Genomic DNA, 22,709 nt, shown 5'->3' with positions numbered 1-22,709 from the left:
ATGGTAGCTCCGGCCACGCCGCCGCGGCGGCAGTGACACTCACCCCGACAGGGACTGACGGAGCGCCAGGCATGGCCCACCCCTTTCTTCTCTCTCCGCGCTACCGGGTGCTGCTGGCCGGGCTGTTCAGCCAGCTGCTGTGCGTGGGCGTGGCGCGCTTCGCCTACACGCCGCTGCTGCCGGTGATGCAGCAGCAGACCTGGCTGAGTGATGCCCAGGGCGGCTGGCTGGCCGCCCTCAATTACGCCGGCTACATGCTGGGCGCGCTGGTGGCGGCCTCGATCCACCGCATCCGGCTCAAGGACACCCTCTATCGCCTCACCCTGCTGCTGGCGATGCTCTCCACCGCCGGCATGGCGCTGGCCGACAGCTTCTGGCTGTGGGCCGGCATGCGCTTCGTGGCCGGCTTCTCGAGCAGTGGCGCCATGCTGCTCGCCTCGGGGCTGATCCTGCACTGGCTGATCCAGCATCGTCATCGCGGCGAACTGGGCATCCACTTCGCCGGCCTGGGGCTGGGCATCCTGCTGGCCGCCCTGGCGGTGGAGCTGATGCGGCGCCTCGCCCTGGAATGGCAGGCACAGTGGTGGGGCTTCGCCGCCCTGGCCGTAGCGCTGCTGGTGCCCGCCTGGGCCTGGCTGCCGCGACCCGCAAAGCCGACCGAAGCTGGTGGTGGCAGCCATCATCAGCAGGCTTCTCCGCCTTCGCGCACCTTCATGCGGCTGATGCTCGCCGCCTACTTCTGCGCCGGCTACGGCTACGTGATCAGCGCCACCTTCATCGTCGCCATCGTCGAGCGCGAGCCGCTGCTGGCCGGCGCCGGCAACTGGACCTTCGCCCTGGTGGGGCTGGCCGCCGCCCCCGCGGTGTTGCTGTGGGACCTGATCGCCCGGCGCATCGGCTACCTGGGCGCGCTGATCAGTGCCATGGCGCTGCAGGTGGTGGGCATCGTGCTGCCGGCGCTGACCGACAGCCTGGCCGGCGTGCTGCTCAGTGCGGTGCTCTACGGTGGCACCTTCCTGGGCTGCGTGAGTCTGGTGCTGACCATGGCTGGCCGGCTCTACCCGCAGAGCCCGGCGCGGCTGATGGGGCGCATGACCCTGGCCTACGGCGCGGCGCAGATCATCGCCCCGGCACTCACCGGCATGCTCGCCGAGGCCACCGGCCACTACGACACCGGCCTGTGGCTGGCGGGCGGCTTCGTGGCGCTGGGCGCGGTGCTGCTTGCCTGGCTGCGCCGGGTGGATCGAACCGCCCAGCGGCTGGATGCGGAGGCCAAGGCGGCCCCGGCGGGGTGAGGGGAAGCGACCGCGGTTGGCGGCGTGGCGATGGCGGGACTGGAGTGGCTTACCTAAGCTTACGCCATTGAAGGCTCGTTGATGCGATGGCAGGGAGGCCCTGGCCTGGGCCGCGCGGAGGGGGCGTCGCCGCTGCGGTTCGAGAACGAAGGGGCGAGTCATGATGACCATTATCGACACCATTCTGTCGGTCGGGCAGAAGCTGTTCAGTCTTCGCGAGGAGCTGTCCCAGGCGAGGCAGGCTCGCAAGAAGGTGGTGGCCGAGTTTCTGGAGGCCATCGCGGAAACCATCGAGGAAGCCAGTGCTCAGCTGAAGCAAGGGCACTATCCTCACGGAAAGTGCCAGGAGCTGTTGACCCACTCCCAGCACATGGAGGCGGCGATAGGGGACCTGATCGGCAATGCGCAAGCCGCCGAGCTCGGCGCCCAACTCGCCGAGGTCCATGAGATCGAGCGGCTGCATGCCGAACTGGGCGGGACGGATGACGCAGAGCGTCAGCGCAAGCTCGGCGTGCTCGACCAGGCCGCAGGGCAATTCAGGGCCACGGCGGCCTTCGTCAAGGTCAGCGCCTGAGCTGGCTCTGCCATGCGGGTGATCGACCCGGTGAGGGTGGAGAGTGCCAGAAGGGGCTCTGTCGCGAAGGTCTGTGAAACGCCGTGACGTGAAGAGGAGAGCGTCCGATGTCACAACCCGTGCAGCGCCTCATCCTGTTGTTCGATGGCACCTGGAACGACCCCCAGGATCGCACCAATATCTATCGGCTGGCGCGGGACCTCCATGACCGAGACGCCCAGGGCGTCAGGCAGCGCTTCTACTACGAGCCCGGCGTCGGTACGCGGCAGTGGGAGCGCCTGGTCGGCGGGGCATTCGGGCTGGGGTTGAGCCGTAACCTGCAGCATGGCTATGACTGGCTGGTTCGCAACTACGTCGAAGGGGTCCAGGTCTTCGTCTTCGGCTTCAGCCGCGGTGCCTATACGGCGCGCAGCCTGGTGGGGATGATCCGCAAGTGCGGGCTGCTGCGCATCGCTACGCCAGGGCTGGTCGAGCAAGCCGAAAAGCTCTACCGCGACAAGACGCTGTCGCCCGGGGATATGGCCTCCTGCAGGTTTCGCGAGCGGTACAGCCGCGAGATCGAGATCGACTTCATCGGGGTATGGGATACCGTGGGGGCCCTGGGCATTCCCGGGACCCACTTCTCGGAACATGGCCGCTTCGACTGGCATGATACCGAGCTGTCGTCGATCGTGAAGCGGGCCTACCAGGCGATGGCGCTGGATGAGCACCGCAAGGCCTACGATGCCGCCCTCTGGACCCACGTCGGGGGCGAGAAGAAACCCAGCCAGGACGAAGTGGAGCAGCGCTGGTTCATCGGTGCCCATGCCAATGTAGGCGGCGGCTACCGGATGGAGGACGGTGGCTTCGATCCGCTGGCCAGCCTGGCCTATGGGTGGATGTGCGACAAGGCGGCAATGGCGGGGCTCTCGCTGCATCGGGCCGAACTCCCGGCCGACGCCTATCGCGCGCAGCCGAGAGACTCCTATGCGGAGTTCATGGCGGGGCTCTATCGCCGCTACCGTGCCCTGTGGGATCGGGACGGCGATGGCAGACACTATCGGCACTATGCCCAGGATGCGGAAGGCAAACGGGCGGTTGGCGTCAGCGTGGACCCTTCGGTGTGGCGCCGCTGGCAGGAAGATGACGCCTATCGGCCGCCAACGCTGGTCCGTGCGGGGTGTACGCCGCCTTCAGAAGAGTGATATGCCCGAAGAGACATGCCAGGGCTGGCTTACTCGGTTTCCCGGGGGGGCCAAGGCCGACATCATTCACTGAGGCGAGGAAGAATCCTCCATGCCGATCATGGCCCGTATCGAGCACCTATGGCGTCCGGCGCGTCGCATCGGCCTGACGCTGTTCCTGCTGGCCATGGCCGCCTTCGCGCTGTTCCTCTCCTTTCGCTGACATCCCCCTCCATTTCTCGATAAGAGATTGATTATCCGGGCCGAGGCCGCCAGGATGGCGGCCTTTTGTGCGGAGGAAGGATGCCCCGTATCCGGCTCGCAGGGCTGCTGGCCCTGCTCCCCCTGTTCGCCCAGGCCGATGTGATCGTCGGCAGCTGGAACATCAAGCATCTGGGCTGGAACAACGACAAGGCCATGCCGCAGGTGGCCCACGTGGCCAACCACTTCGACCTGCTGGCGGTGCAGGAGTTGATGGACCCGGCGGCGCTAGAGGCGCTGGAGGGCGAGCTGGAGGCGATCTCCGGCGAGGCGTGGTCCTCCATGGCCAGCCACGCCCTGGGGCGCAGCTCCTACGAGGAGCACTACGGCTTCCTGTGGCGGGAGCGTGAGGTGGCCTATGAGGATGGCGCCGTGGTGTTCATCGACCATGGCGATGTCTTCTCGCGCGAGCCCTACTCGGCGCGCTTCCGCGATGTGGAGGGCGGCGAGGCCTTCACCCTGGCCACCGTGCACGTGGTCTATGGCGACAGCGTGGGCGATCGCCTGCCGGAGATCGAGGCGCTGGCCGACTACTGGCAGTGGCTGGGCGAGGTCCATCCGGAGACGCCGCGTCTGCTGGCGGGGGACTTCAACCTGCCGCCCGACCATCCGGCCTGGCGAGCGCTTCGCGAGCGGGGTGCCAGGCCCGCGATCACCGAGGGGCACTCGACCCTGGCGACCACGGCGGGCCAGTACGCCAGCCTCTACGACAACCTCTGGTACGACGCCGGGCGGCTGGCCCCCGACGGCCAGGGCATCCTGCGTTTTCCCGAGCTGCTGCCGCTGGCCCACCAGGTGGCGCGCGATCGGGTCTCGGACCATGCGCCTGTCTACCTGGCGCTGAACGGCGCGGCGCTGGCCGCGACCCAGGCCGGCAGCGGCGAGCTGGTGGCGACCCAGCGGCTGGTGAGCTGCATCGACCTCAATGACAGCGCCGCCACCCGACTGGCAGAGCTCCCCCACGTGGGACCGGCGCGCGCCGCGGACATCATTGCCGGCCGGCCGTGGCGGGTGCCCAGCGAGCTCACCCGGATCGCGGGGATCGGCGATGGGCGGCTGAGGGAGATCCGGCGCAGCGGCCTGCTGTGTGCTGAGAAGGGATAACGAGCCTGGGGGGCTTCCGGTTCACATCGGCCCTCGCCGGATGCTCTGTTCTGGCGCCGGCAGGAGTTCCCGGAGGTGTTGATAATGCGAAGGGTAGACTCCACCCTTGGTAGTACAGCCAACAACCCTGGAGGTTGAGATGAGCGATCTGAAAGAACATAGCTGTGAAGCCTGCAGCCCGGATGCGCCCAAGGCAACCGAGGAAGAAAAGCAGCAGTTGCACAAGGATGTTCCGGACTGGGAAATCCGAGTGGTTGAAGGTGAAGAGCAGCTTCACCGGCTTTTCAAGCTCAAGAACTTCGCCAAGGCACTGGAATTCACCAACAAGGTTGGTGATCTCGCAGAAGCCGAAGATCATCACCCGGTTATCGTGCTGGAATACGGCAAGGTTGCCGTTAGCTGGTGGAGCCACGAAATCGGCGGCCTGCACAAGAATGATTTCGTCCTCGCCGCAAGAACCGACGCGGCCTTTAACGACATGCAATAACCCCAAGCGCGGCGGAAGCCGGCTTCCGCCGCGTTTCCCGCGCGAGGCTCCAGTCAGCATGATTGAGCGTCGTATAGATCATCCCCTGACCCATGAAGCTGGGCCATGAAGAACTGATCATTCGTCGCCGTTACGAGCTGATCAGCATCGGCAACGACTTTTTCATCGCCATCTGGTTCCTGGCAGGCAGCATTCTGTTTCTGTTCCCCAAGGACGAGAAAGCGTCGATCTGGCTGTTCATTATCGGCAGTTTGCAGTTTGTAGTTTCTGATTCGCCCTACCATCCGCCTCATCAGCCACATCCACACTCAACGAATTCCCGCCAGTAACCGGGAGAGTTAGAAGCTCTCGTCGACAGGTGACCGGGCAAGGCCCGCCTCAGCGGCCTGGCGTGTGGCGAGAGTGAGTAACGAGCGTGGCGGGACTGATCTGCCTCAAGGCGGCCCCTCCGGGTGGCAACTACGCTTTCCAGAGCTGAGCTTTGGTTGAGAGCCCATGAGAGGAGATCCGTCATGCCATTTCCAGTATCGAGCCATTCGGCTTTTCCTCCTCACGTTCGTCGTGGTCGGGGAGTTGCCCTTGTCCTGGGTAGCCTGGTCGCGCTGATGGCCAGTGCGTCCAGCCTGGCCGCGGACCCCGTCCGGCCCGATCTGACGCCCAAGCTGCAGGGCCTGCTGCAGAAGGAGATGCTGCAGATCGAGCAGGCGATGCAGGAGATCTACAGCGCCATGCTGCAGGGCCGACACGCCGTGGTGGCAGAGAAGGGGCAGGCAATCCACGACAGCTTCATCCTCGAGCAGTCGTTGACCGATGAGGACCGCCAGGACCTGAAAGCGGCCGTGCCGCAGGCGTTCCTGCAGATGGATGCGACCCTGCACGAGCTCTCGGCGTCCCTGGCCGAGGCCGGCCAGGCCCGGGACACCGCCCGGCAGGTAGCGCTGTACGGGCGCATGACCGAGTCCTGCGTGGCGTGTCATGGCGCCTACGTCACCGACCGCTTCGAGGGCCTCGAGGGCGCCGACATCCCGGCTGGCTGGGGAATGGCTCCCCCCGCTCAGGGCAACGCTCCACAGGATTGACCTGCCTGGGGTTTTGCGTCAGAACAGGCTGATGTTCCGGCCCGGTGGCGCGATGTCGCCGGGCCGGCCCGCTTGTTCAGCACGGAGGCCAGACCGATGCCCCTTTCCCCCCTTGACCAGACCCTCGCCGCCCTGGATGCCCTGCACGCGGAGGACCCGCGCCGTGTGCAGGTGGATGGCGAGCCGGTGCCCCAGGAGCTGTGGCATGCCGGACGCATGAGTGCCTGGCTGGAGCGGCTGCACGAACATCCCGACGAGCTGATGCGCCTCGCGGTGCGCGGCCAGCACCTGCAGCGCTGGCAGGTGCCGCGCACGGATTACCCCGAAGGGCGGGTAGGCTATCTCACCTGGCGGCGTGACCAGGGCCAGCGGGCCGGCGAGACCACCGAACGGCTGATGCAGGAGGCGGGCTACACCGCCGAGCAGGCCGAGCGGGTGGCGCGGATGATCCGCAAGCAGGGCCTGGGCCGCGACCCGGGCGCCCAGGCGGTGGAGGACTGTGCCTGTCTGGTGTTCCTGGAGAACTACTTCGGCGACTTCTCGAAGCAGATCGATCACGACCACCTGATCCGCATCGTGCAGATGACCTGGAAGAAGATGTCACCGCGGGCCCATGAGCTGGCGCTGGGGCTGCCGATGACGGCCGAGGCGCGCGGCCTGGTGGAGGAGGCGCTGGCGGGGTGAGTGCCCGCCCGACGAGGCCGGGCGGGGGTGGGCCTATTCGACCAGGGTCCGGGCGGCCTCGAGGTAGGCGGCACCGTGGGTGCGCACGCGCTCGCGGTCGACGCTCTCGGAACCCAGGTGCACCTCCTCCAGGTCCACGGCCATGGTGTCGAGCTCCTCGTCGATCTTCGCCATGGCGTTCTCCAGGGTGTAGGTGAGCTCGTGAATGGTGCCGAGGTCGGCATTGTTCAGCTCGTCCTGAGCGAGCAGCTCGGCCAGCTGGTGGTTGGTCTCGGAGAACTGGGTCACGGCCTCGGCCAGGGTGCCGGCGGCCTCGCCCTCGAAGTGGTCGGGTCGCTCCTCGGCCTGGGCGGTGGTGGCCAGCAGGCCGGTGCAGAGGGCGGCGAACAGCAGCTGTTTCATGGGGGCGTCCTTCATGGTGATGAGAATCAATCGCATGAAAGACGCTATCACCCTCCTCCATTGATGACAAGAATTACCGTTTGCACTGATATCGCATTTGACCTGCGTCAGGTGCGATGTGCCATCACTCGCTTCCGAACTGCACGGTCAGGCTCTCGTCGCTCTCGCAAGGCTTGCCGTGGCGCAGGGTCAGGCGACGCTGGGTGAGATCCATCACCACCGAGAACAGCGTCTCCATGCGCTCCTCGGGGGGCTGGTCGGGATTGAAGTGGCGGCAGATCGAAAGCGGCGCGTTCTCATGGTCGCTGAGGATGGCGAACAGCTCGCCCTCGCCGATCTCGCCCTCGGCGGGTAGCCGCTCGCGCAGCAGGCTGTCCAGCCGAGCCAGGCGCGGGCGGGAGTCGGGGCGCGGGAAGTCCTCGACCTGGCAGGTCGCGGCGCGGGCGTAGAGGTGGTTGGTGTGGGTGACCAGGCCGCCCTCGGGGGCCAGTCGGCCGGGTTCGCCGGGGTGGACCTCCAGGCCGGCGGCCTGGCCATCGGCACTGGCGATCAGGAAGTGGGCGGGCGAGCAGACCCGGTCGCGGCTGGCCACGGCCACGGCACCGTCCATGTCGGGGCTTTCGAGGATCTTGCGCAGGGCGACGTGGATGGGCAGCCCCTCGCCGCAGGTCCGCGAACGGATAGCGTTGAGGCAGACCCCGATGCCGTGCTCGTTCATGCCGATCTTGGCCACCATGCCGGCCTCGCCGATGCTGATCAGGGCGGGGGCGTCGAGGCCGCTGATCTCGAGGGCCACCACGTTGTGCAGCTGGTCGGTGCGCCAGTCCCAGTTCTGGGCCAGCCACTGGGTGCCGTCGCGGTTCAGGGCAAAGGCGGAGCAGCCGCCGCTGGCCTGGGTCAGCGAGATCTCGCTGCGGCAGTTGAGGGTGAGGATGTCCTCGAAGTCGAGCCCGGCCCCGCGGGCGATACCCTCCATCTCATCGAGGATGGCGGGGAAGCCGCGCTCGATCATCGGCAGGAAGCGCTCGGCCGTGTGGCGCGCCCCGGTCCAGTCCAGGCCCACGAAGTCCTGGAACAGCCGGTCGTAGACCTCGAGGCTGTGGGTGATCAGCCCGGCATGGGCGCGGCCGTGGGCCTCGCCGATCTCGCTGCGGCTGCCGGAAAGAGGAGTGATATGCATGGTGACCTCATGACGCGGGGGCTGGTCACGATCACTGTAGCAGTCGGCGGGGCGCGGCAGCACCGGATCCTCGCCGGCGCTGCCGCCAGGCGTTACAGCACCTCGTCGAGTAGGTCCTGGAAGGCCGCCCAGGACTTCTCGTCGGCCCGCTGCTGGTAGCGGTCGCTGCCGAAGACGGTGAAGGCGTGGGGGGCGCCGGAGTAGACCTGGATCTCGTAGGTGATGCCGGCGGCCTTGAGCTCCTTGCCGAGGTTGGCGACGTCGTCCAGCGAGATCGACTGGTCGGCGCCGCCGTGGGCGACCAGGATCGGGGCGGTATCGGTGTCGTAGGACTGGCCCTCGGGGGTCGCCAGGCCGCCATGGAAGGTGGCGTAGCCGGCCACGTCCTGCGCCTCGCCGGAGCGGGCGAGTTCCAGCACCACGGCGCCGCCGAAACAGTAGCCCATCACCACGGCGGGTTGGGCGGCCCCCTGGTTGCGGGCCTCGGCCAGGCCGGCCAGGGTCAGGCGGCGCATGCGCTCTCGGTCCTCGTAGAGCCGCGCGGTCTCGGCCTTCTTGGCATCGATCTCCGCCGGGCGATTGCCCTGGCCGTAGAGGTCGACGGCGAAGGCGTCATAGCCCTGCTCGGCGAGCATGTCGGCACGCTCTCGCTCGTAGTCGTCGAGGCCGTCCCAGTCGTGGATGACCAGCACGCTGCCGCGGGCCTCGCCCTCGGCGGTGGCGAGGTAACCCTCGAAGGCCTCGCCGCCGACGTCATAGGTGACGTCCTGGCCGGCGGGTTCGAAGGCGAAGGCGCTGCCGGTGGCGAGGCCAAGGGTGGCGGCCAGGGTCAGGGTGGCGTGAAGCGGGTGGGTCATGGTGTGCCTCCAGGGTCGATGGACGCCTGTCAGTATAGGCATCGTCCCGGTGAGCGTTGGCGAGGCGGGCTTGTGTTCTGCGGGCAAGAGTTCCAGATTGTGAAGGTGTGTTACCCGAGCAACCTGAGCGAGACGAACAATCATGAAAAAGCGCGTACTGGCGATGGCAGTCGCCGCGTCCACCGTGGCCCTTTCGGGCATGGCCCAGGCCGAGGTCAAGATCGGTTTCCTGGGTGGCTTCACCGGCGGGATCGAGAGCCTGACCCCGCCGATCTTCGACGGCGCCCAGCTGGCGGTGAACCAGATCAACGAGCAGGGTGGTCTCCTCGGCGGCCAGATGATCGAGATGCCCACCGGTGACACCACCTGCTCCGACGCCTCGGCGGCCTCCAACGCGGCCGACCGCATGGTCAACACCGAGCAGGTCACGGCCATCGTGGGTGCCCTGTGCACCGGCGCCACCATCGCGGCGGCCAACAACGCGGCCATTCCCGGTGGGGTGGTAATGGTCTCGCCGGCCTCCACGGCGCCGGCTGTCAGCGAGTTGGACGACAACGACCTGGTATTCCGCACCGTGCCGTCGGACGCCTTCCAGGGCGAGATGCTGGCCAAGCTGCTGCTCGAGAAAGGCATCGACGAGGTGGCGGTCACCTACGTCAACAATGATTATGGCCAGGGCCTCTCCGACGCCTTCACCGAGACCTTCGAGGCCGAGGGTGGCACGGTCGCCGCGAACCTGGCTCACGAGGACAACCGCGCCGACTACCGTTCCGAGCTCGGCACCCTGTCGTCCAGCGGCGTGCCGACGCTGGTGGTGCTGGCCTACGCCGATACCTCCGGCCAGACCGTGCTGCGCCAGGCCTACGAGAGCGGCATGTTCACCCAGTACGTGGGGGCCGACGGCATGGTCGGCAACAGCCTGGTGGATGCCGTGGGCGCCGATGTCCTCGAAGGCATGATCGCCACCCGGCCGGGCAGCCCGGACCTGCCCGGTACCGCGCTGTTCGCCGAGGCGGCCGAGGCGGCCGACGTCGACCCCGATGCGGTGTTCGCGGCCCAGGCCTACGATGCCGCCTTCCTGCTGGCGCTGGCCATCGAACAGAACGGCAACGCCGAGCGCGAGGGGCTCTCCGAGGCGCTGCGCAGCGTCGCCACGGCACCCGGCGAGGAGATCCTGCCGGGTGAGTGGGAGAAGGCGGTGGAGTTGATCGCCGCCGGTGAGGAGATCAACTACGAGGGGGCTTCCGGTCGCCATGAGTTCAATGAGGCCGGCGACGTACCGGGCATCGTGGTGGAGATGACCGTCGAGGGCGGCGAGTTCGTGCAGGTCGGCGAACTCGAATAGGCCACGCTCCCGGTCAGCACGAGGCCCCGGCGGGCAACCGCCGGGGCCGCGTCTTTGCTGGACCCTGCAGGTGAGGGCGGGCCGCCCGTCACCCGTGGTGGCGGACCTTCTCCGGGAGCAGCCCCTTGGGCGCGTAGCGCAGCACCAGGGTGATCAGCAGGCCGATCACGAACACTCGCGCCTGCAGGGCTCGGCTATCCATGTTGGTCGGTGTCTCCCAACCAAGGCCTGCGCCCAAGGCCATCGCCATGTCCATCAGGAACAGTGCCATGGGAGCCGACATGATCCAGATGATATAGACCGCCACGGCGCCGAAGATGGTGCCCAGGTTGTTGCCGGGCCCGCCCAGGATGACCATCACCAGCACCAGGAAGGTGTGGTTGAGGGGCAGGTAGCCCTGGGGGTCGAACATGCTGTTGAAGCTGGCCAGGGCCGCCCCGCCGATGCCCATCAGGATGCAGCCCAGCACGAAGATCTCCAGGCGGCGCCTGTTGATGTCCTTGCCCATGGCCGCGGCGGAGATCTCGTTGTCGCGGATGGCGCGGATCATCCGCCCCCAGGGGGCGTGATAGGCGCGGCTCAGCAGGAAGAAGATCGCCGCGATCATCACCGCCGTGACCGAGAGGTAGAGGGCCCGGGCCAGGGTGAAGCCGACCTCGGCCGGGCCCGGCACCGGCCAGGGCAGCGGCGAGACGGTGGCGGTGCCGCGGGTCAGCCAGTCGGAGTTCTTGAGGAAGGCCTTGATGATCTCGGCGATGCCCAGGGTGGCAATGGCCAGGTAGTCGCTGCGCAGCCCCAGGCAGACCCGGCCGATGAAATAGCCCACCCCGCCGGCCAGCGCCCCGCCGACGATCCACCCGACGCCGACCGGCAGGCCAAGCCCGCCGATGAAGCCGGCGCGGGACTCGATCTGGTCGGTCACCCCGCGCAGGGCGTTGATCACCACCAGGTAGAGCACCACCGCGAGAATCACGGCGATGACGGTGCGCAGCCTTTTCGGCACGCCGAGCCTGTCGAGCCGGGTGGCGCCGAACACCACCAGGGCGGCGGCGGCCATGTAGAGCAACACCCGGCCGAGCTCGCCGGGCAGCTCGCTGCCCCAGAAGGCCTCGTTGACCGGGATGCTGAAGAACATGGCGCAGAAGCCGCCCAGGGCCACGAAGCCCATCACCCCGGCGTTGAACTGGCCGGCATAGCCCCACTGGATGGTCAGGCCCAGGGCCAGGATGGCGTAGCAGGAGGCCTCCACCAGCATGCGGGTGCTGTAGGCGGGGCCCATGATGGCGTAGACGCCCAGCACGGCCACCAGCACGGCGGCGAAGAGGAGGAGCTCGCGCAGCGGGAAACGGCCCGGCGCGGCGACGGTATCGGCACGTTTGGTTTCCATCAGATCACCTTGCCCTTGAAGATGCCGGTGGGGCGCCACACCAGGATGACGACCAGGATGAAGAAGGGCACCACGATCTTGTATTCGGTGCCGACGAAGGCCAGGTTGCCGGACTGGGTCAGCCACTCCGGCAGGCTGTCGCGGAAGGGGCGCAGCAGCACGCTCCAGTTGAACACCGCCAGGGTCTCGGCGAAGCCGACCACGAAGCCGCCGGCCACGGCGCCGTAGGGATGGCCCACGCCGCCGACGATGGCGGCAGCGAAGATCGGCAGCAGCAGGAAGAAGCTGAGGTCGGGCTTGAAGGTCACGTCCAGCGACAGCAGGGTGCCGGCGATGGCGGCGAGCCCCCCGGCGATCACCCAGGTCACGGCGACGATGGTGTTGGTGTTGATCCCCGAGGCCTGGGCCAGGTCGGGGTTGTCGGACATGGCGCGCATCGCCTTGCCCAGCCGCGAGCGGGACAGGAAGAGGTGCAGGCCGACGACCGCGACCAGGGTGATCACGAAGAGGTAGAGCTGCGGCTCGGTGACCACGATGGGGGCCCGCGCGCCCTCGAAGGGCAGGGCGAGGCGGAAGATCTCCTTGCGGTCGTCGATGTAGAGGCTCTGGCCGCCGGTGCCGGCGAACAGGCGGATCAGGCCCTGGAGCATCAGGGTCACCCCTAGCGAGCCGATCACCAGCACGATCGGCTTGACCCCGTGGGCGCGCAGCGGCTTGTAGAAGGCCCAGTCGATGCCTACCGCGAGCAGGGCGGTCAGCGCCATGGCCAGCGGCAGCAGGACCAGCGCGGAGGGCACGCCGAAGGCGGCCCCGGCCCCGGGGAAGGCGGTGGTCAGCAGCAGCACCATGAAGGCGCCGAAGGTCATCATGTCGCCATGGGCGAAGTGGGCGAAGCGCATGATGCTGAAGATCAGCGTCACGCCCACTGCGCCGATGGCGTAGATCGAGCCGGTCACGCTGCCGGCGATCACCACGTTGTTGATAAAGAAGACCAGTTCATTCACGTCGGTACTCTCCCACCTTCTCTGGCCTTCTGGGCTAGCCGCCCAGGAAGCTCTTGGCGACTTCCGGGTCGGCCAGCAGGGCGGCGCCGGAATCGGTGAAACGGTTCTGGCCGGCGGCCAGCACGAAGCCCCGGTCGGCGATGGCCAGGGCCTGCTTGGCGTTCTGCTCGACCATCAGGATGCCCACGCCGGCCGAGTTGACCAGCTTCACCTGCTCGAAGATCTCGTTCATGTAGAGCGGCGAGAGGCCGGCGGTGGGCTCGTCGAGGAGCAGCAGGCTGGGCTCGGCCATCAGTGCCCGGCCCATGGCCACCATCTGGCGCTGGCCGCCGGAGAGCTCGCCGGCGGGCTGGTGGCGCTTGTCATGGAGCGGCGGGAAGAAGTCGTAGACCTGCTTGAGCATGCGCTTGACGTTGCCGGGCTTGAGGAAGGCCCCCATCTCCAGGTTCTCCTTCACCGTGAGGCTCGGGAAGACGTTCTTTTCCTGGGGGACGAAGCCCATGCCCTTCTGCACCAGCTTGTTGGGCGGCAGGTTGTGGATCGGCTCGCCACGCAGCAGGATCTCGCCCTGGTTGACGTGGAGCAGGCCGAAGATGGCCTTGAGCATGGTGGACTTGCCGGCGCCGTTGGGGCCGACGATCACGCCGATCTCGTCGGCCTCGATGGCCATGTCCACCCCGTTGAGGATGTTCATGCCGCCGTAGCCACCATGCACGTCGCGTGCGTCGAGTAATGGCATTGTCAGACGTTCTCTGCGTTCGTTCTCGTTGTTGGAAAGCGCTGGAATGCGCTGGCCGGGTGCCTGCCCGCGGGCGGTAGCTCTCCCGTCAGGACGCGGCGCCGAAGTAGGCCTCGATGACCTGGGGGTCGTTCTGGATCTCCTCGATCGAGCCCTCGACCATCACGCTGCCCTGGGCCAGCACGATCACCGGGTCGCAGAGGCGGGCGATCATGTCCATGTCGTGCTCGATGACCAGGAAGGTGTAGCCCATCTCGCGGTTGAGCCGCTCGATGTTGGTCACCAGGTCGCCGAGCAGGGTGCGGTTGACCCCGGCGGCGATCTCGTCGAGCAGCACCACCCGGGCGTCGGTCATCATGGTGCGACCGAGCTCCAGGAGCTTCTTCTGGCCGCCGGAGAGGTTGCCGGCCAGCTCGTTGCGCACGTGGTGCAGGCCGATGAAGTCGATCACCTCCAGGGCGCGGCGACGCACCTCGGCCTCCTGCATCGTCACCAGGGAGGGCTTGAACCAGGCGTTGAACAGGCTCTCGCCGGCCTGGGCCGGCGGCACCATCATCAGGTTCTCCAGGGCGGTCATGTGGGAGAACTCGTGGGCGATCTGGAAGGTGCGCAACAGCCCCTTGTGGAACAGCTCGTTGGCGGGGCGGTTGGTGATCTCCTCGCCGTCGAGCAGGATCCGGCCGCTGTCCAGCGGCAGGGCGCCGGCGATGATGTTGAACAGCGTCGACTTGCCGGCGCCGTTGGGGCCGATCAGGCCGGTGATCGAGCCCTGCTCCACCTGGATCGAGCAGTCGTTGATGACCCTGAGGCCACCGAAGGCCTTGTGGACGTGCTGGACGTCGATGATGGCTGGCATGTCGGGTTCCGTCGGTTGTTGTTCTTACAGCTCCTGGCTGTCGTCGGCCAGGAAGGTGCGGCCGGCGGCGAAGGCGCCGACGATCACCACGGCGCCGATGGCCGGGATCAGGTAGCCCTCCACCTGCGGGATGCTGCGCAGGAAGACGAAGGCGACCGCCGCAGGAGCCACGAAGCGCACCAGGAAGCGCCAGATGCGGAACCAGCGCTCGTTGGTGCGCATCTCCTTCATCACCTCGCTGTGGGTCAGCGCCCAGCCGGCGAAGAGCGCGATCAGAAGGCCCCCCAGCGGCATGAAGATGTTGGTCAGCAGCTCGATGAATTCGAAGGCGCTGCGCCCGAAGAGGGCGTGGAAGAGGGTGCCCTCGGCCCAGAGGTTGAAGCTGAGCACGGTGAGCAGCCCCAGCGCCCAGCTGGCGATGACCATGACCGCCACGGCCTGGGGCCGGGTCAGGTCGAAGCGCTCGACCAGGAAGGCCGCCACCGGCTCGATCAGCGAGATCGAGGAGCTGATCGCCGCCCCCAGCACCAGGATGAAGAAGGCCCCGCCGACCAGTGCCCCGCCGGGCATCTCGGCGAAGGCCAGCGGCAGGGTGACGAACATCAGCCCCGGCCCCTCGCCGGGGTCGAGCCCGGCGCCGAAGACCAGCGAGAAGATCGCCAGGCCGGCGACCATGGCCACCGCGGTGTCGACCACGGCGATGGAGAAGGCGGTGCGGGTCAGCGAGGCCTCGCCGGACATGTAGGCGCCGTAGGCCATGATCGCGCCCATGCCCAGGCTCAGGGTGAAGAACGACTGGCCCATGGCCTGCAGCCACCCCTCCAGGCTGAGGTCGGCGAGGTTGAAGGTGAACAGGAAGCCGGCCGCCGCACTGAAGTCGCCGATGATGGCGCCGTAGCCCAGCACCACCAGCAGGATCACGAACAGCGAGGGCATCAGCACGCGCAGCCCGGACTCGATGCCCTTGTGGATGCCCAGGCCGACGATCAGCGCCGAGGCGGCGATGAACAGGGTGTGGTAGAGCGTCAGCAGCCCGGGCGAGGCGAGCAGGGCATCGAAGCTCTCTCCCACGCTGGCGGCATTCACGTCGACCATGCTGCCGGTGAACATCAGCCCGGTGTAGTGGATCGCCCAGCCGGCGATCACCGAGTAGAAGCTCAGGATCAGGAAGGCCGAGACCGCGCCCAGCCAGCCGATCGACTCCCAGGCCCGCGAGGTGTTGTGGGTATGGGTCAGGAAGCGCATGCCCATGATCGGGCTGCGACGGCTGTTGCGCCCCAGCATGATCTCGGCGATCAGGATGGGAATGCCCACCGCGAAGATGGTCAGGGCATAGACCAGGATGAAGGCCCCGCCGCCGTTCTCGCCGGTGAGGTAGGGGAAGCGCCAGAGGTTGCCGAGCCCGACGGCCGAGCCGACGGCGGCCAGCAGGAAGGTGCCCTTGTGGGTCCAGACGTTGTGCGTGCTCATGGGGATCCAGGATTGCCTTGGTGGGCCTTGTGGGCCTGTCTCCCCCAACTTTGCGGCACAAGGCCCCTTCCTGGCTAGTAGACCTGCGTTTAGGGGCCGTTGGCGACGGCGATGGTATCGGCGCGCACCATCACTCCCCGTCGTCCTCCGGGGCGCTGGGTTCTGGCTCCAGGGCGCGGCAGGCATCCGGCAGGCGTACCGTGTCGCCGAGGGCGAGCTTGCCGTGGGACTTCATGCGCCGGCCGTTGTCGGCGGCGATCAGCGCCGCCACCTCGCCGATGCTGGTGCCGTCGACCCAGGCCTCCACCTTCACCCGGACGATGACCCCCTGGTAGCGGGCCGAGAGGATGTCGCCGGGCCGTGGCTCGACGAGCTGCTCGGGATGGCTGGCGAAGTGTTCCAGTACGCTGTCGCGGCCGGGGTCATCCCATTCCACGTGCTTGTGCATGTCGGGGCTCCTTCTTTGGGGGAATCCAGCCTCCAGCATAGCCGCCGGGACCGGGAACGGCAGCACGCCGCGGGCGGAAACGACAGAGCCCGCCGGTGGGCGGGCTCTGGGAACGGCACGGGAAGCGGACCTTACTTCTTGCCGGCGCGCTTGCGCTCGTTCTCGGTGAGGTGCTTCTTGCGCAGGCGTATGTGGTGCGGGGTGATCTCGACCAGCTCGTCGTCATCGAGGAACTCGATGGCCTGCTCAAGGCTGAACCTCACCGGCGGCGTGAGCACGATGTTCTCGTCGTTGCCCGAGGCACGCATGTTGTCGAGCTTCTTGCCCTTGGTGGGGTTGACCACCATGTCGTTGGCCCGGTTGTTGATGCCGATCAGCATGCCCTCGTAGACCTCGGTGCCGTGGTCGATGATCAGCTTGCCGCGCTCCTGCAGGGCATAGAGGGCATAGGCCAGGGCCTTGCCGGAGACCATGGAGACCAGCACGCCGTTGCGACGCTCGATGGAGGCATCGGGCTTGAGCGGGCCGTAGTGGTCGAAGCGGCTGGTGAGGATGCCGGTGCCGGAGGTCAGGGTCAGGAACTGGCCGCGGAAGCCAATCAGACCGCGGGCGGGGATCATGAAGTCCAGGCGCACGCGGCCCTTGCCGTCCGGGTTCATGTTGATCAGCTCGCCCTTGCGATAGCCGAGCTCCTCCATGATGGCGCCCTGGTGCTGCTCCTCGCAGTCGATGATCACTTCCTCGTAGGGCTCCTGCTTCTCCCCGTCGATCTCGCGGATGATCACCTCGGGACGTCCCACGGCGAGTTCGAAGCCCTCGCGGCGCATGGTCTCGATCAGCACCGAGAGGTGCAGCTCGCCACGACCGGAGACGACGAACTTCTCCGGGGTCTCGCCCTGCTCGACGCGCAGCGCCACGTTGTGGATCAGCTCCTGCTCGAGCCGGTCCTTGATGTTGCGGCTGGTGACGAACTTGCCGTCCTTGCCGGCGAAGGGCGAGTCGTTGACCTGGAAGCTCATCGAGACGGTGGGCTCGTCCACGGAGAGCGGAGGCAGCGCCTCGACGGCGGCCGGGTCGCACAGGGTGTCGGAGATCGCCAGGTTGTCGATGCCGGTGATGCAGACGATGTCGCCGGCGGTGGCCTCGTCGGTCTGCACGCGCTCCAGGCCCATGTGGGTCATCACCTGGCCGATCTTGCCCTTGCGGGTGTTGCCTTCCTTGGTGATGACGGTGACCTGCTGGTTGGGCTTCACCGCGCCGCGCTTGATGCGGCCCAGGCCGATGACGCCGACATAGCTGTTGTAGTCCAGCGCGGAGATCTGCATCTGGAAGGGGCCGTCGAGCTCGACCTTGGGCGGCTCGACGATGTCGACGATGGACTGGAACATGGGGGTCATGTCCTCGGCCAGCTCATCGGGGTCCGGCCCGGCGATGCCGTTGAGCGCCGAACAGTAGATGATCGGGAAGTCGAGCTGGTCGTCGCTGGCGCCGAGGTTGTCGAACAGGTCGAAGATCTGGTCGATGACCCAGTCGGGGCGGGCGCCGGGGCGGTCGATCTTGTTGACCACCACGATGGGCTTGAGGCCCTGGTCGAAGGCCTTCTGGGTGACGAAGCGGGTCTGCGGCATGGGGCCGTCGACCGCATCGACCAGCAGCAGCACGGAGTCGACCATGGACATGACGCGCTCGACCTCGCCACCGAAGTCGGCGTGTCCCGGCGTGTCGACGATGTTGATGTGGTAGTACTGGCCGTCGGGGGCCTGCCAGCGGATCGCCGTATTCTTGGCCAGGATGGTGATGCCGCGCTCCTTCTCCTGGTCATTGGAGTCCATGATGCGCTCCTGCCCCTCGGCCTTGCGGTCGAGCGTGCCGGACTGGCTGAGCAGTTTGTCGACCAGGGTGGTCTTGCCGTGGTCGACGTGAGCGATGATGGCGATGTTGCGAAGGTTATCGATCACGACGGGATCCTGCTGACAAAATTGGGGGCGCATTATAGGGGCAGGGCGATGACGGCTACCAGCGTTGTCGCGGGGAATCTTGCGGTAGCACGGTATATCAGTGGCTTGGGAGACTCCGCGGGGTCGCCAGTTCGGCCGCGGCTCAGGCCACCACGGCAGTGATCCTTGCCTGACAGGCATGCAGGCGCTCGATCAGGTCGGGCAGGGCCTCGGCGTCGAGTGCCGGGTCGCAGCCGCCGATGCGCTCGAACCAGGCCCGCGACACGCAGAGGGTATCCGCGGGCGTGCGGTGGCGCAGGCGTAGCCAGAGCTGCGCCAGCCGGCTGGTGCTCGTGGTGGTCAGCACCACCGCATCCCGGCTGTGCTTCTCGATGTCCTCCAGCGCCTTCGTCAGCCAGCCGGCGGGGATGGCGCGACCCCGGGCCGGGAACAGCAGCGCCTGTCCCTGGCAGTGGGCCACGGCCGTGTTGAGGCGATCCCCCAGCGGGGTGCCCTCGGTGGTCACGATGCGCACGTCATGCCCGCTCACCAGGCGCAGCAGGCGCGAGTCCTCGGTATCGTCGGCGAGCACCACTTCCAGGCGCAGGTCGCGCCGCTGGTGCAGCGGGCGAAGGGCTGCCAGGCGGCGGGGGAGACCGGCACCCGCGGAGCGGGCATCGAGGAGGATGCTGCAGACGATCATGCTCGTGCCGGCTCCAGTGGTAGGTCGTGCGCGGGTTGGGATGGCATGGCGCCATGTCCGGAACCCGCGCCATCGCCGGCCGGCGCCGCCATGCATGTAAGTGAGTGTAGTTTTTGGTTGTGAAGCGTATCAATGAGGCGGCGGACTGATATTTCTGCGCGCGAGCCATGACTTGCCGGCCGCCTCGGGCATGAGGTGCGCCATCAGCGGGCAAGGGGTCGGCGAAGCGCTCCAGAATGGTGCGTTAGGGGGTCTTGGTGCACCTATATGGTGCGAACAGCTGGCTGGCTTCCCGCTTCCGCGGGCACCATGGGGTGGCTGGTGCAGGAGAGGGTTCGGAAGGCAGTCTTGAAAGGCACGTTGAATCAATGGGATACGAGGTGAGTGGAAGGAAACGGTGCAAGGTTGGCACGCTGCCTGCATTGTTCTGGGCAGTGCCATGTTCGTGCATGGCGGTCGTGGGCAGCGCTGCCGCGGCATGCTACAACACGTGCTGGGATCGCCAGCGCCATTGCATTACCTCAGCCCAACCTTTCGAGCCTAGCTCACAGTGGAGGACATCATGTCTGCCAAGACTCTCGCCCTGATTGAAGAACATGACGTGAAGTGGGTCGATCTGCGCTTCACCGATACCCGCGGCAAGGAGCAGCACGTCACCATCCCGGCCCGTGACGTCGATGAGGAATTTTTCGAGAACGGCCAGATGTTCGACGGTTCCTCCATCTCTGGCTGGAAGGGCATCAACGAGTCGGACATGATCCTGCGACCGGAGGATGGCACCGCCTTCCTCGACCCCTTCACCGAGGACGCCACCCTGGTGCTGCGCTGCGACATCATCGAGCCGGCCACCATGCAGGGCTACGAGCGTGACCCGCGCTCCATCGCCAAGCGCGCCGAGGCCTACCTGCAGTCCTCCGGCCTGGGCGACACCGCCTTCTTCGGCCCGGAGCCCGAGTTCTTCATCTTCGACGAGGTGCACTGGAAGTCCGACATCGAGGGCTCCATGTACAAGATCACCTCCGAGGAGGGCGCCTGGGCGACCGACCGTCCCGTCGAGGGCGGCAACCTGGCCCACCGTCCGCGGGTCAAGGGCGGCTACTTCCCGGTCCCGCCGGTGGACAGCTTCCACGACATCCGCGGCGCCATGTGCAACACCCTGGAGGCCATCGGCCAGTCCGTCGAGGTGCACCACCACGAGGTGGCCAACGCCGGCCAGAACGAGATCGGTGTGAAGTTCAACACCCTCGTGAAGAAGGCCGACGAGGTCCAGGAGATGAAGTACGTGATCCACAACGTGGCTCACGCCTACGGCAAGACCGCCACCTTCATGCCCAAGCCGCTGGTCGGCGACAACGGCAGCGGCATGCACGTCCACCAGTCCTTCTGGAAGGATGGCGTCAACCAGTTCGCCGGTGACGAGTACGCTGGCCTCTCCGAGATGGCGCTCTACTACATCGGCGGCATCATCAAGCACGCCCGTGCCCTGAACGCCTTCACCAATGCTTCCACCAACTCCTACAAGCGCCTGGTGCCGGGCTTCGAGGCGCCGGTGATGCTGGCCTACAGCGCCCGCAACCGCTCCGCTTCGCTGCGCATCCCCTACACCGCGAGCCCCAAGGGCAAGCGCGTCGAGACCCGCTTCCCGGACCCGACCGCCAACCCCTACCTGGCCTTCGCGGCGATGCTGATGGCCGGCATCGACGGCATCAAGAACAAGATCCACCCCGGCGACCCCATGGACAAGAACCTCTACGACCTGCCGCCGGAAGAGGGCAAGGCCGTGCCGACCGTGGCCCACAGCCTCGACCAGGCCCTGGAGGCACTGGATGCCGATCGCGCCTTCCTCACCGAGGGCGGGGTGTTCACCGACGAGATGATCGATGCCTACATCGAGCTGCTCAGCGAGGACGTGGAGCGCATCCGCATGACCACGCACCCGATCGAGTTCGACATGTACTACAGCTGCTGATGGTGGCGGCGCCCAGGCGCCGCATCCGGCACGCAGAGGCACGCCCCGGGGGCGTGCCTCTTTTTTTCTCTTAAGGCAGCAGCATATGGCCGGCGACTCCCAGTCCGAAGCCCAGTACCGCGCCGAGCGGCGGGCCCCAATGGCGCTCTAGCCTGGCCTGGGGGGCCAGGTCCTGGAACACCGAATAGAGGATGCCGCCGGCGGCAAACAGCATGATGGCGCCCACGGTGGCGGGGAAAGGACTCAGCCACAGGAAGCCGCTGAGCCCGGCCAGGGGCCCCAGCCAGGCCATGGTGAAGAAGAGGCCGAGCAGGCGCCGGGACGAGTAATGGGTGCTGTCGCGAAGTTCCCGGTAGGCGTTGAAGCCCTCGGGCAGGTTCTGCAGGGTCATCAGCAGGGCGAGCAGCACGCCGCCGCTGCCGCCATAGGCGAAGGCCGCGCCCAGGGCCAGGGCCTCGGGCAGAAAGTCGGAGAGCATGGCCGCCAGCTGACTGGCCGAGGCACCTCTGATGTTGAGCAGGATGTCCAGGCCCATGAAGGCCAGGCCGCCGGCGAGGAACCAGGCTAAGGCGGGGCCGACGGTCAGCTCGTCGACGCCGTTGGGCACCAGCACCAGGGCCACCGCTGACAGCAGGGCGCCACCGCCGAAGGCGATGATGCCGTGGCGCAGCTCCGTCTCCAGCCAGCGCGGGGCGATGCGCTCCTCCAGGGCGATCCAGCCCCCCAGGGGCATGGCCATGCCCGCCATCAGGGTCAGGGCCACCACCATCTGCCATGCATCCATGCGTCTTCTCCTCGAGACTCGCCAGCTTCCCACCCTGCATTCCCATCCTACACCGCGATCGCGGTCCGACCAGTCGGCTGCCATCACCCGCGTTGAGCGAAGAAGGGGTTCCGCCATGGCGGAACCTCTTTCTTTCATACACTATCCAAGAAAGGGATGATGCAATCTCTCATGGCCGTTGCCGTCGGGCGGCGGCGACGACGCAGGGGGTAGGCATGAACAAGGCATTCGTGATCCTGGCGCTGGGGCTCTCGGTCAGCCTCGCGGCCCAGGCAGAGACCATCTATCGCACCACCGACGCCCAGGGCAACGTGGTGTTCACCGACAATCCGGAGCGCGGCGGCGAGAAGGTCGACCTCAAGCCGCTGACCGTGGTGCCCGGTCGCGACGAGACCCGCGCGGCGGGTGCGCCGGCCGTGGTCGACGGGGGTGGCAGCGGCAGTGGCGGCGGGACAGCCGCCGGGCCGGGGCAGCCCTTCATGCCCTACGACAGCTTCGGCATCCTCTCGCCCCGCCAGGAGGAAACGCTGCCCACCGGGGCCGCCGGCAACGTCCAGGTGACCCTGGGCATCCAGCCGGACCTGCGCGAGGACCATCGGGTGCGTCTGCTGGTGGACGGCCAGGTCAGCCAGACGGCCATGCACACCGATACCTTCATGCTCAATAACCTGAATCGCGGCGAGCACGTGCTGCAGGCCGAGCTGCTGGATGCCAGCGGTGCGGTGCGCCACCGCACGTCGCCGGTGACCCTCTATGTGCAGCGGGCCAGCGTGAACCTGCCCCAGAACCCCAACAATCCGGCCAACAATTAGCTTTCCCATCGCCGGCCACATCGGCCGCTGTGTCCGGACGGCACCCTCAGGCCCTGTCGCGAGCCCCCGCCCCGCGACGAGGGTCGCCTCGATGCCTTCGGCCATGCCGACCGGGTGAGCGAGGGCAGCGCCTTCGAACACCTGGAGCGATTGCGCGACGACGATACCT

General features: G+C 67.2%; 23 protein-coding genes. 11 read left to right on the top strand and 12 right to left on the bottom strand.

The genetic code is table 11. The features are described from left to right. Positions 1-71: 71 nt before the first annotated feature. The 8 genes from P8934_RS17350 to P8934_RS17315 all read left to right on the top strand — a co-directional run bounded on the left by P8934_RS17350 (position 72) and on the right by P8934_RS17315 (position 6,647). Positions 72-1,295 carry a YbfB/YjiJ family MFS transporter gene (locus P8934_RS17350; RefSeq protein ID WP_278032100.1) on the top strand — a complete coding sequence of 408 codons (1,224 nt, stop codon included), beginning with the start codon at positions 72-74 and terminating at the stop codon, positions 1,293-1,295. A gap of 163 nt (positions 1,296-1,458) precedes the next feature. Continuing rightward, entirely contained in the window at positions 1,459-1,869 is a 411-nt protein-coding gene (locus tag P8934_RS17345) for a hypothetical protein (protein ID WP_278032099.1), read from the top strand. A 107-nt stretch (positions 1,870-1,976) separates the two neighbouring features. Next, a complete protein-coding gene (locus tag P8934_RS17340; RefSeq protein ID WP_278032098.1) occupies positions 1,977-3,053 on the top strand; it encodes a DUF2235 domain-containing protein in 1,077 nt (358 codons plus the stop codon). Between the two features lie 282 nt (positions 3,054-3,335). Beyond that, positions 3,336-4,397 (top strand): endonuclease/exonuclease/phosphatase family protein, encoded by a 1,062-nt coding sequence (locus tag P8934_RS17335; RefSeq protein ID WP_278032097.1) that lies wholly within the window; start codon positions 3,336-3,338, stop codon positions 4,395-4,397. A 139-nt stretch (positions 4,398-4,536) separates the two neighbouring features. Next, on the top strand, positions 4,537-4,884 hold the full coding sequence (locus P8934_RS17330; RefSeq protein WP_278032096.1) for a 4a-hydroxytetrahydrobiopterin dehydratase: 348 nt from the start codon (positions 4,537-4,539) through the stop codon (positions 4,882-4,884). Between the two features lie 92 nt (positions 4,885-4,976). After that, positions 4,977-5,213, top strand: coding sequence for a YrhK family protein (locus tag P8934_RS17325; protein WP_278032095.1), 237 nt, complete (start codon positions 4,977-4,979; stop codon positions 5,211-5,213). Positions 5,214-5,489: 276 nt separating this feature from the next. Beyond that, positions 5,490-5,963 (top strand): hypothetical protein, encoded by a 474-nt coding sequence (locus P8934_RS17320; protein ID WP_278032094.1) that lies wholly within the window; start codon positions 5,490-5,492, stop codon positions 5,961-5,963. 96 nt (positions 5,964-6,059) lie between these two features. Beyond that, positions 6,060-6,647, top strand: a complete 588-nt coding sequence (locus P8934_RS17315) for a DUF4202 domain-containing protein (RefSeq protein WP_278032093.1) — start codon at positions 6,060-6,062, stop codon at positions 6,645-6,647. A gap of 33 nt (positions 6,648-6,680) precedes the next feature. Here the strand turns inward: P8934_RS17315 and P8934_RS17310 are convergent, their stop codons facing one another. From P8934_RS17310 to P8934_RS17300, 3 genes are all read right to left on the bottom strand, one after another. Then, positions 6,681-7,049, bottom strand: a complete 369-nt coding sequence (locus P8934_RS17310) for a DUF6746 family protein (RefSeq protein ID WP_278032092.1) — start codon at positions 7,047-7,049, stop codon at positions 6,681-6,683. 124 nt (positions 7,050-7,173) lie between these two features. Then, complete coding sequence (locus tag P8934_RS17305) at positions 7,174-8,229, bottom strand: C45 family peptidase (protein WP_278032091.1); 1,056 nt, start codon at positions 8,227-8,229, stop codon at positions 7,174-7,176. Positions 8,230-8,321: 92 nt separating this feature from the next. Beyond that, on the bottom strand, positions 8,322-9,086 hold the full coding sequence (locus P8934_RS17300) for a dienelactone hydrolase family protein (RefSeq protein WP_278032090.1): 765 nt from the start codon (positions 9,084-9,086) through the stop codon (positions 8,322-8,324). Between the two features lie 139 nt (positions 9,087-9,225). On the opposite strand from P8934_RS17300, the gene P8934_RS17295 reads away from it, so the two are divergent. After that, entirely contained in the window at positions 9,226-10,431 is a 1,206-nt protein-coding gene (locus P8934_RS17295) for an ABC transporter substrate-binding protein (protein WP_133634629.1), read from the top strand. Between the two features lie 88 nt (positions 10,432-10,519). On the opposite strand, the gene P8934_RS17290 is transcribed toward P8934_RS17295, so the two are convergent. The 8 genes from P8934_RS17290 to P8934_RS17255 form a co-directional block, all read right to left on the bottom strand. Further along, a complete protein-coding gene (locus P8934_RS17290) occupies positions 10,520-11,818 on the bottom strand; it encodes a branched-chain amino acid ABC transporter permease (RefSeq protein ID WP_278032089.1) in 1,299 nt (432 codons plus the stop codon). Further along, positions 11,818-12,822 (bottom strand): branched-chain amino acid ABC transporter permease, encoded by a 1,005-nt coding sequence (locus P8934_RS17285; protein ID WP_278032088.1) that lies wholly within the window; start codon positions 12,820-12,822, stop codon positions 11,818-11,820. Before P8934_RS17285 ends, P8934_RS17290 begins: the two co-directional genes overlap by 1 nt. Positions 12,823-12,856: 34 nt before the next feature. Continuing rightward, positions 12,857-13,561 (bottom strand): ABC transporter ATP-binding protein, encoded by a 705-nt coding sequence (locus P8934_RS17280; protein ID WP_278032087.1) that lies wholly within the window; start codon positions 13,559-13,561, stop codon positions 12,857-12,859. Between the two features lie 88 nt (positions 13,562-13,649). Next, on the bottom strand, positions 13,650-14,417 hold the full coding sequence (locus P8934_RS17275; RefSeq protein ID WP_278032086.1) for an ABC transporter ATP-binding protein: 768 nt from the start codon (positions 14,415-14,417) through the stop codon (positions 13,650-13,652). 24 nt (positions 14,418-14,441) lie between these two features. After that, on the bottom strand, positions 14,442-15,887 hold the full coding sequence (locus P8934_RS17270) for a sodium-dependent transporter (RefSeq protein ID WP_278032085.1): 1,446 nt from the start codon (positions 15,885-15,887) through the stop codon (positions 14,442-14,444). 130 nt (positions 15,888-16,017) lie between these two features. After that, a complete protein-coding gene (locus tag P8934_RS17265) occupies positions 16,018-16,335 on the bottom strand; it encodes a hypothetical protein (RefSeq protein ID WP_278032084.1) in 318 nt (105 codons plus the stop codon). Between the two features lie 131 nt (positions 16,336-16,466). Beyond that, the gene (gene typA / locus P8934_RS17260) at positions 16,467-18,293 is read right to left on the bottom strand and encodes a translational GTPase TypA (protein WP_278032083.1); all 1,827 of its coding nucleotides are present in this window, start codon (positions 18,291-18,293) and stop codon (positions 16,467-16,469) included. A gap of 142 nt (positions 18,294-18,435) precedes the next feature. Next, on the bottom strand, positions 18,436-18,975 hold the full coding sequence (locus tag P8934_RS17255) for a glycosyltransferase (protein ID WP_278032082.1): 540 nt from the start codon (positions 18,973-18,975) through the stop codon (positions 18,436-18,438). 562 nt (positions 18,976-19,537) lie between these two features. On the opposite strand from P8934_RS17255, the gene glnA reads away from it, so the two are divergent. Then, on the top strand, positions 19,538-20,944 hold the full coding sequence (glnA, locus tag P8934_RS17250; protein WP_278032081.1) for a glutamate--ammonia ligase: 1,407 nt from the start codon (positions 19,538-19,540) through the stop codon (positions 20,942-20,944). A 70-nt stretch (positions 20,945-21,014) separates the two neighbouring features. Here glnA and P8934_RS17245 read toward each other — a convergent pair whose 3' ends face one another. After that, positions 21,015-21,728 (bottom strand): divalent cation transporter, encoded by a 714-nt coding sequence (locus P8934_RS17245; RefSeq protein WP_278032080.1) that lies wholly within the window; start codon positions 21,726-21,728, stop codon positions 21,015-21,017. Positions 21,729-21,943: 215 nt separating this feature from the next. On the opposite strand from P8934_RS17245, the gene P8934_RS17240 reads away from it, so the two are divergent. Further along, positions 21,944-22,540, top strand: coding sequence for a DUF4124 domain-containing protein (locus P8934_RS17240; RefSeq protein ID WP_278032079.1), 597 nt, complete (start codon positions 21,944-21,946; stop codon positions 22,538-22,540). Positions 22,541-22,709: the final 169 nt, after the last annotated feature.

Origin of the sequence: Halomonas sp. CKK8, assembly GCF_029625235.1 — a bacterium.
Lineage (GTDB): Bacteria > Pseudomonadota > Gammaproteobacteria > Pseudomonadales > Halomonadaceae > Halomonas > Halomonas ventosae.
Note: the sequence above shows the minus strand (reverse complement) of the source record. Positions and strands in the feature narration are given on the sequence as shown.

What these genes read in the sequence shown, in the direction of transcription:
- P8934_RS17350 (WP_278032100.1), top strand. Translation starts at nt 72, where the DNA reads ATGGCCCACCCCTTTCTTCTCTCTCCGCGCTACCGGGTGCTGCTGGCC.
- P8934_RS17345 (WP_278032099.1), top strand. Translation starts at nt 1,459, where the DNA reads ATGACCATTATCGACACCATTCTGTCGGTCGGGCAGAAGCTGTTCAGT.
- P8934_RS17340 (WP_278032098.1), top strand. Translation starts at nt 1,977, where the DNA reads ATGTCACAACCCGTGCAGCGCCTCATCCTGTTGTTCGATGGCACCTGG.
- P8934_RS17335 (WP_278032097.1), top strand. Translation starts at nt 3,336, where the DNA reads ATGCCCCGTATCCGGCTCGCAGGGCTGCTGGCCCTGCTCCCCCTGTTC.
- P8934_RS17330 (WP_278032096.1), top strand. Translation starts at nt 4,537, where the DNA reads ATGAGCGATCTGAAAGAACATAGCTGTGAAGCCTGCAGCCCGGATGCG.
- P8934_RS17325 (WP_278032095.1), top strand. Translation starts at nt 4,977, where the DNA reads ATGAAGCTGGGCCATGAAGAACTGATCATTCGTCGCCGTTACGAGCTG.
- P8934_RS17320 (WP_278032094.1), top strand. Translation starts at nt 5,490, where the DNA reads ATGGCCAGTGCGTCCAGCCTGGCCGCGGACCCCGTCCGGCCCGATCTG.
- P8934_RS17315 (WP_278032093.1), top strand. Translation starts at nt 6,060, where the DNA reads ATGCCCCTTTCCCCCCTTGACCAGACCCTCGCCGCCCTGGATGCCCTG.
- P8934_RS17310 (WP_278032092.1), bottom strand. Translation starts at nt 7,049, where the DNA reads ATGAAACAGCTGCTGTTCGCCGCCCTCTGCACCGGCCTGCTGGCCACC.
- P8934_RS17305 (WP_278032091.1), bottom strand. Translation starts at nt 8,229, where the DNA reads ATGCATATCACTCCTCTTTCCGGCAGCCGCAGCGAGATCGGCGAGGCC.
- P8934_RS17300 (WP_278032090.1), bottom strand. Translation starts at nt 9,086, where the DNA reads ATGACCCACCCGCTTCACGCCACCCTGACCCTGGCCGCCACCCTTGGC.
- P8934_RS17290 (WP_278032089.1), bottom strand. Translation starts at nt 11,818, where the DNA reads ATGGAAACCAAACGTGCCGATACCGTCGCCGCGCCGGGCCGTTTCCCG.
- P8934_RS17280 (WP_278032087.1), bottom strand. Translation starts at nt 13,561, where the DNA reads ATGCCATTACTCGACGCACGCGACGTGCATGGTGGCTACGGCGGCATG.
- P8934_RS17275 (WP_278032086.1), bottom strand. Translation starts at nt 14,417, where the DNA reads ATGCCAGCCATCATCGACGTCCAGCACGTCCACAAGGCCTTCGGTGGC.
- P8934_RS17270 (WP_278032085.1), bottom strand. Translation starts at nt 15,887, where the DNA reads ATGAGCACGCACAACGTCTGGACCCACAAGGGCACCTTCCTGCTGGCC.
- P8934_RS17265 (WP_278032084.1), bottom strand. Translation starts at nt 16,335, where the DNA reads ATGCACAAGCACGTGGAATGGGATGACCCCGGCCGCGACAGCGTACTG.
- P8934_RS17255 (WP_278032082.1), bottom strand. Translation starts at nt 18,975, where the DNA reads ATGATCGTCTGCAGCATCCTCCTCGATGCCCGCTCCGCGGGTGCCGGT.
- glnA (WP_278032081.1), top strand. Translation starts at nt 19,538, where the DNA reads ATGTCTGCCAAGACTCTCGCCCTGATTGAAGAACATGACGTGAAGTGG.
- P8934_RS17245 (WP_278032080.1), bottom strand. Translation starts at nt 21,728, where the DNA reads ATGGATGCATGGCAGATGGTGGTGGCCCTGACCCTGATGGCGGGCATG.
- P8934_RS17240 (WP_278032079.1), top strand. Translation starts at nt 21,944, where the DNA reads ATGAACAAGGCATTCGTGATCCTGGCGCTGGGGCTCTCGGTCAGCCTC.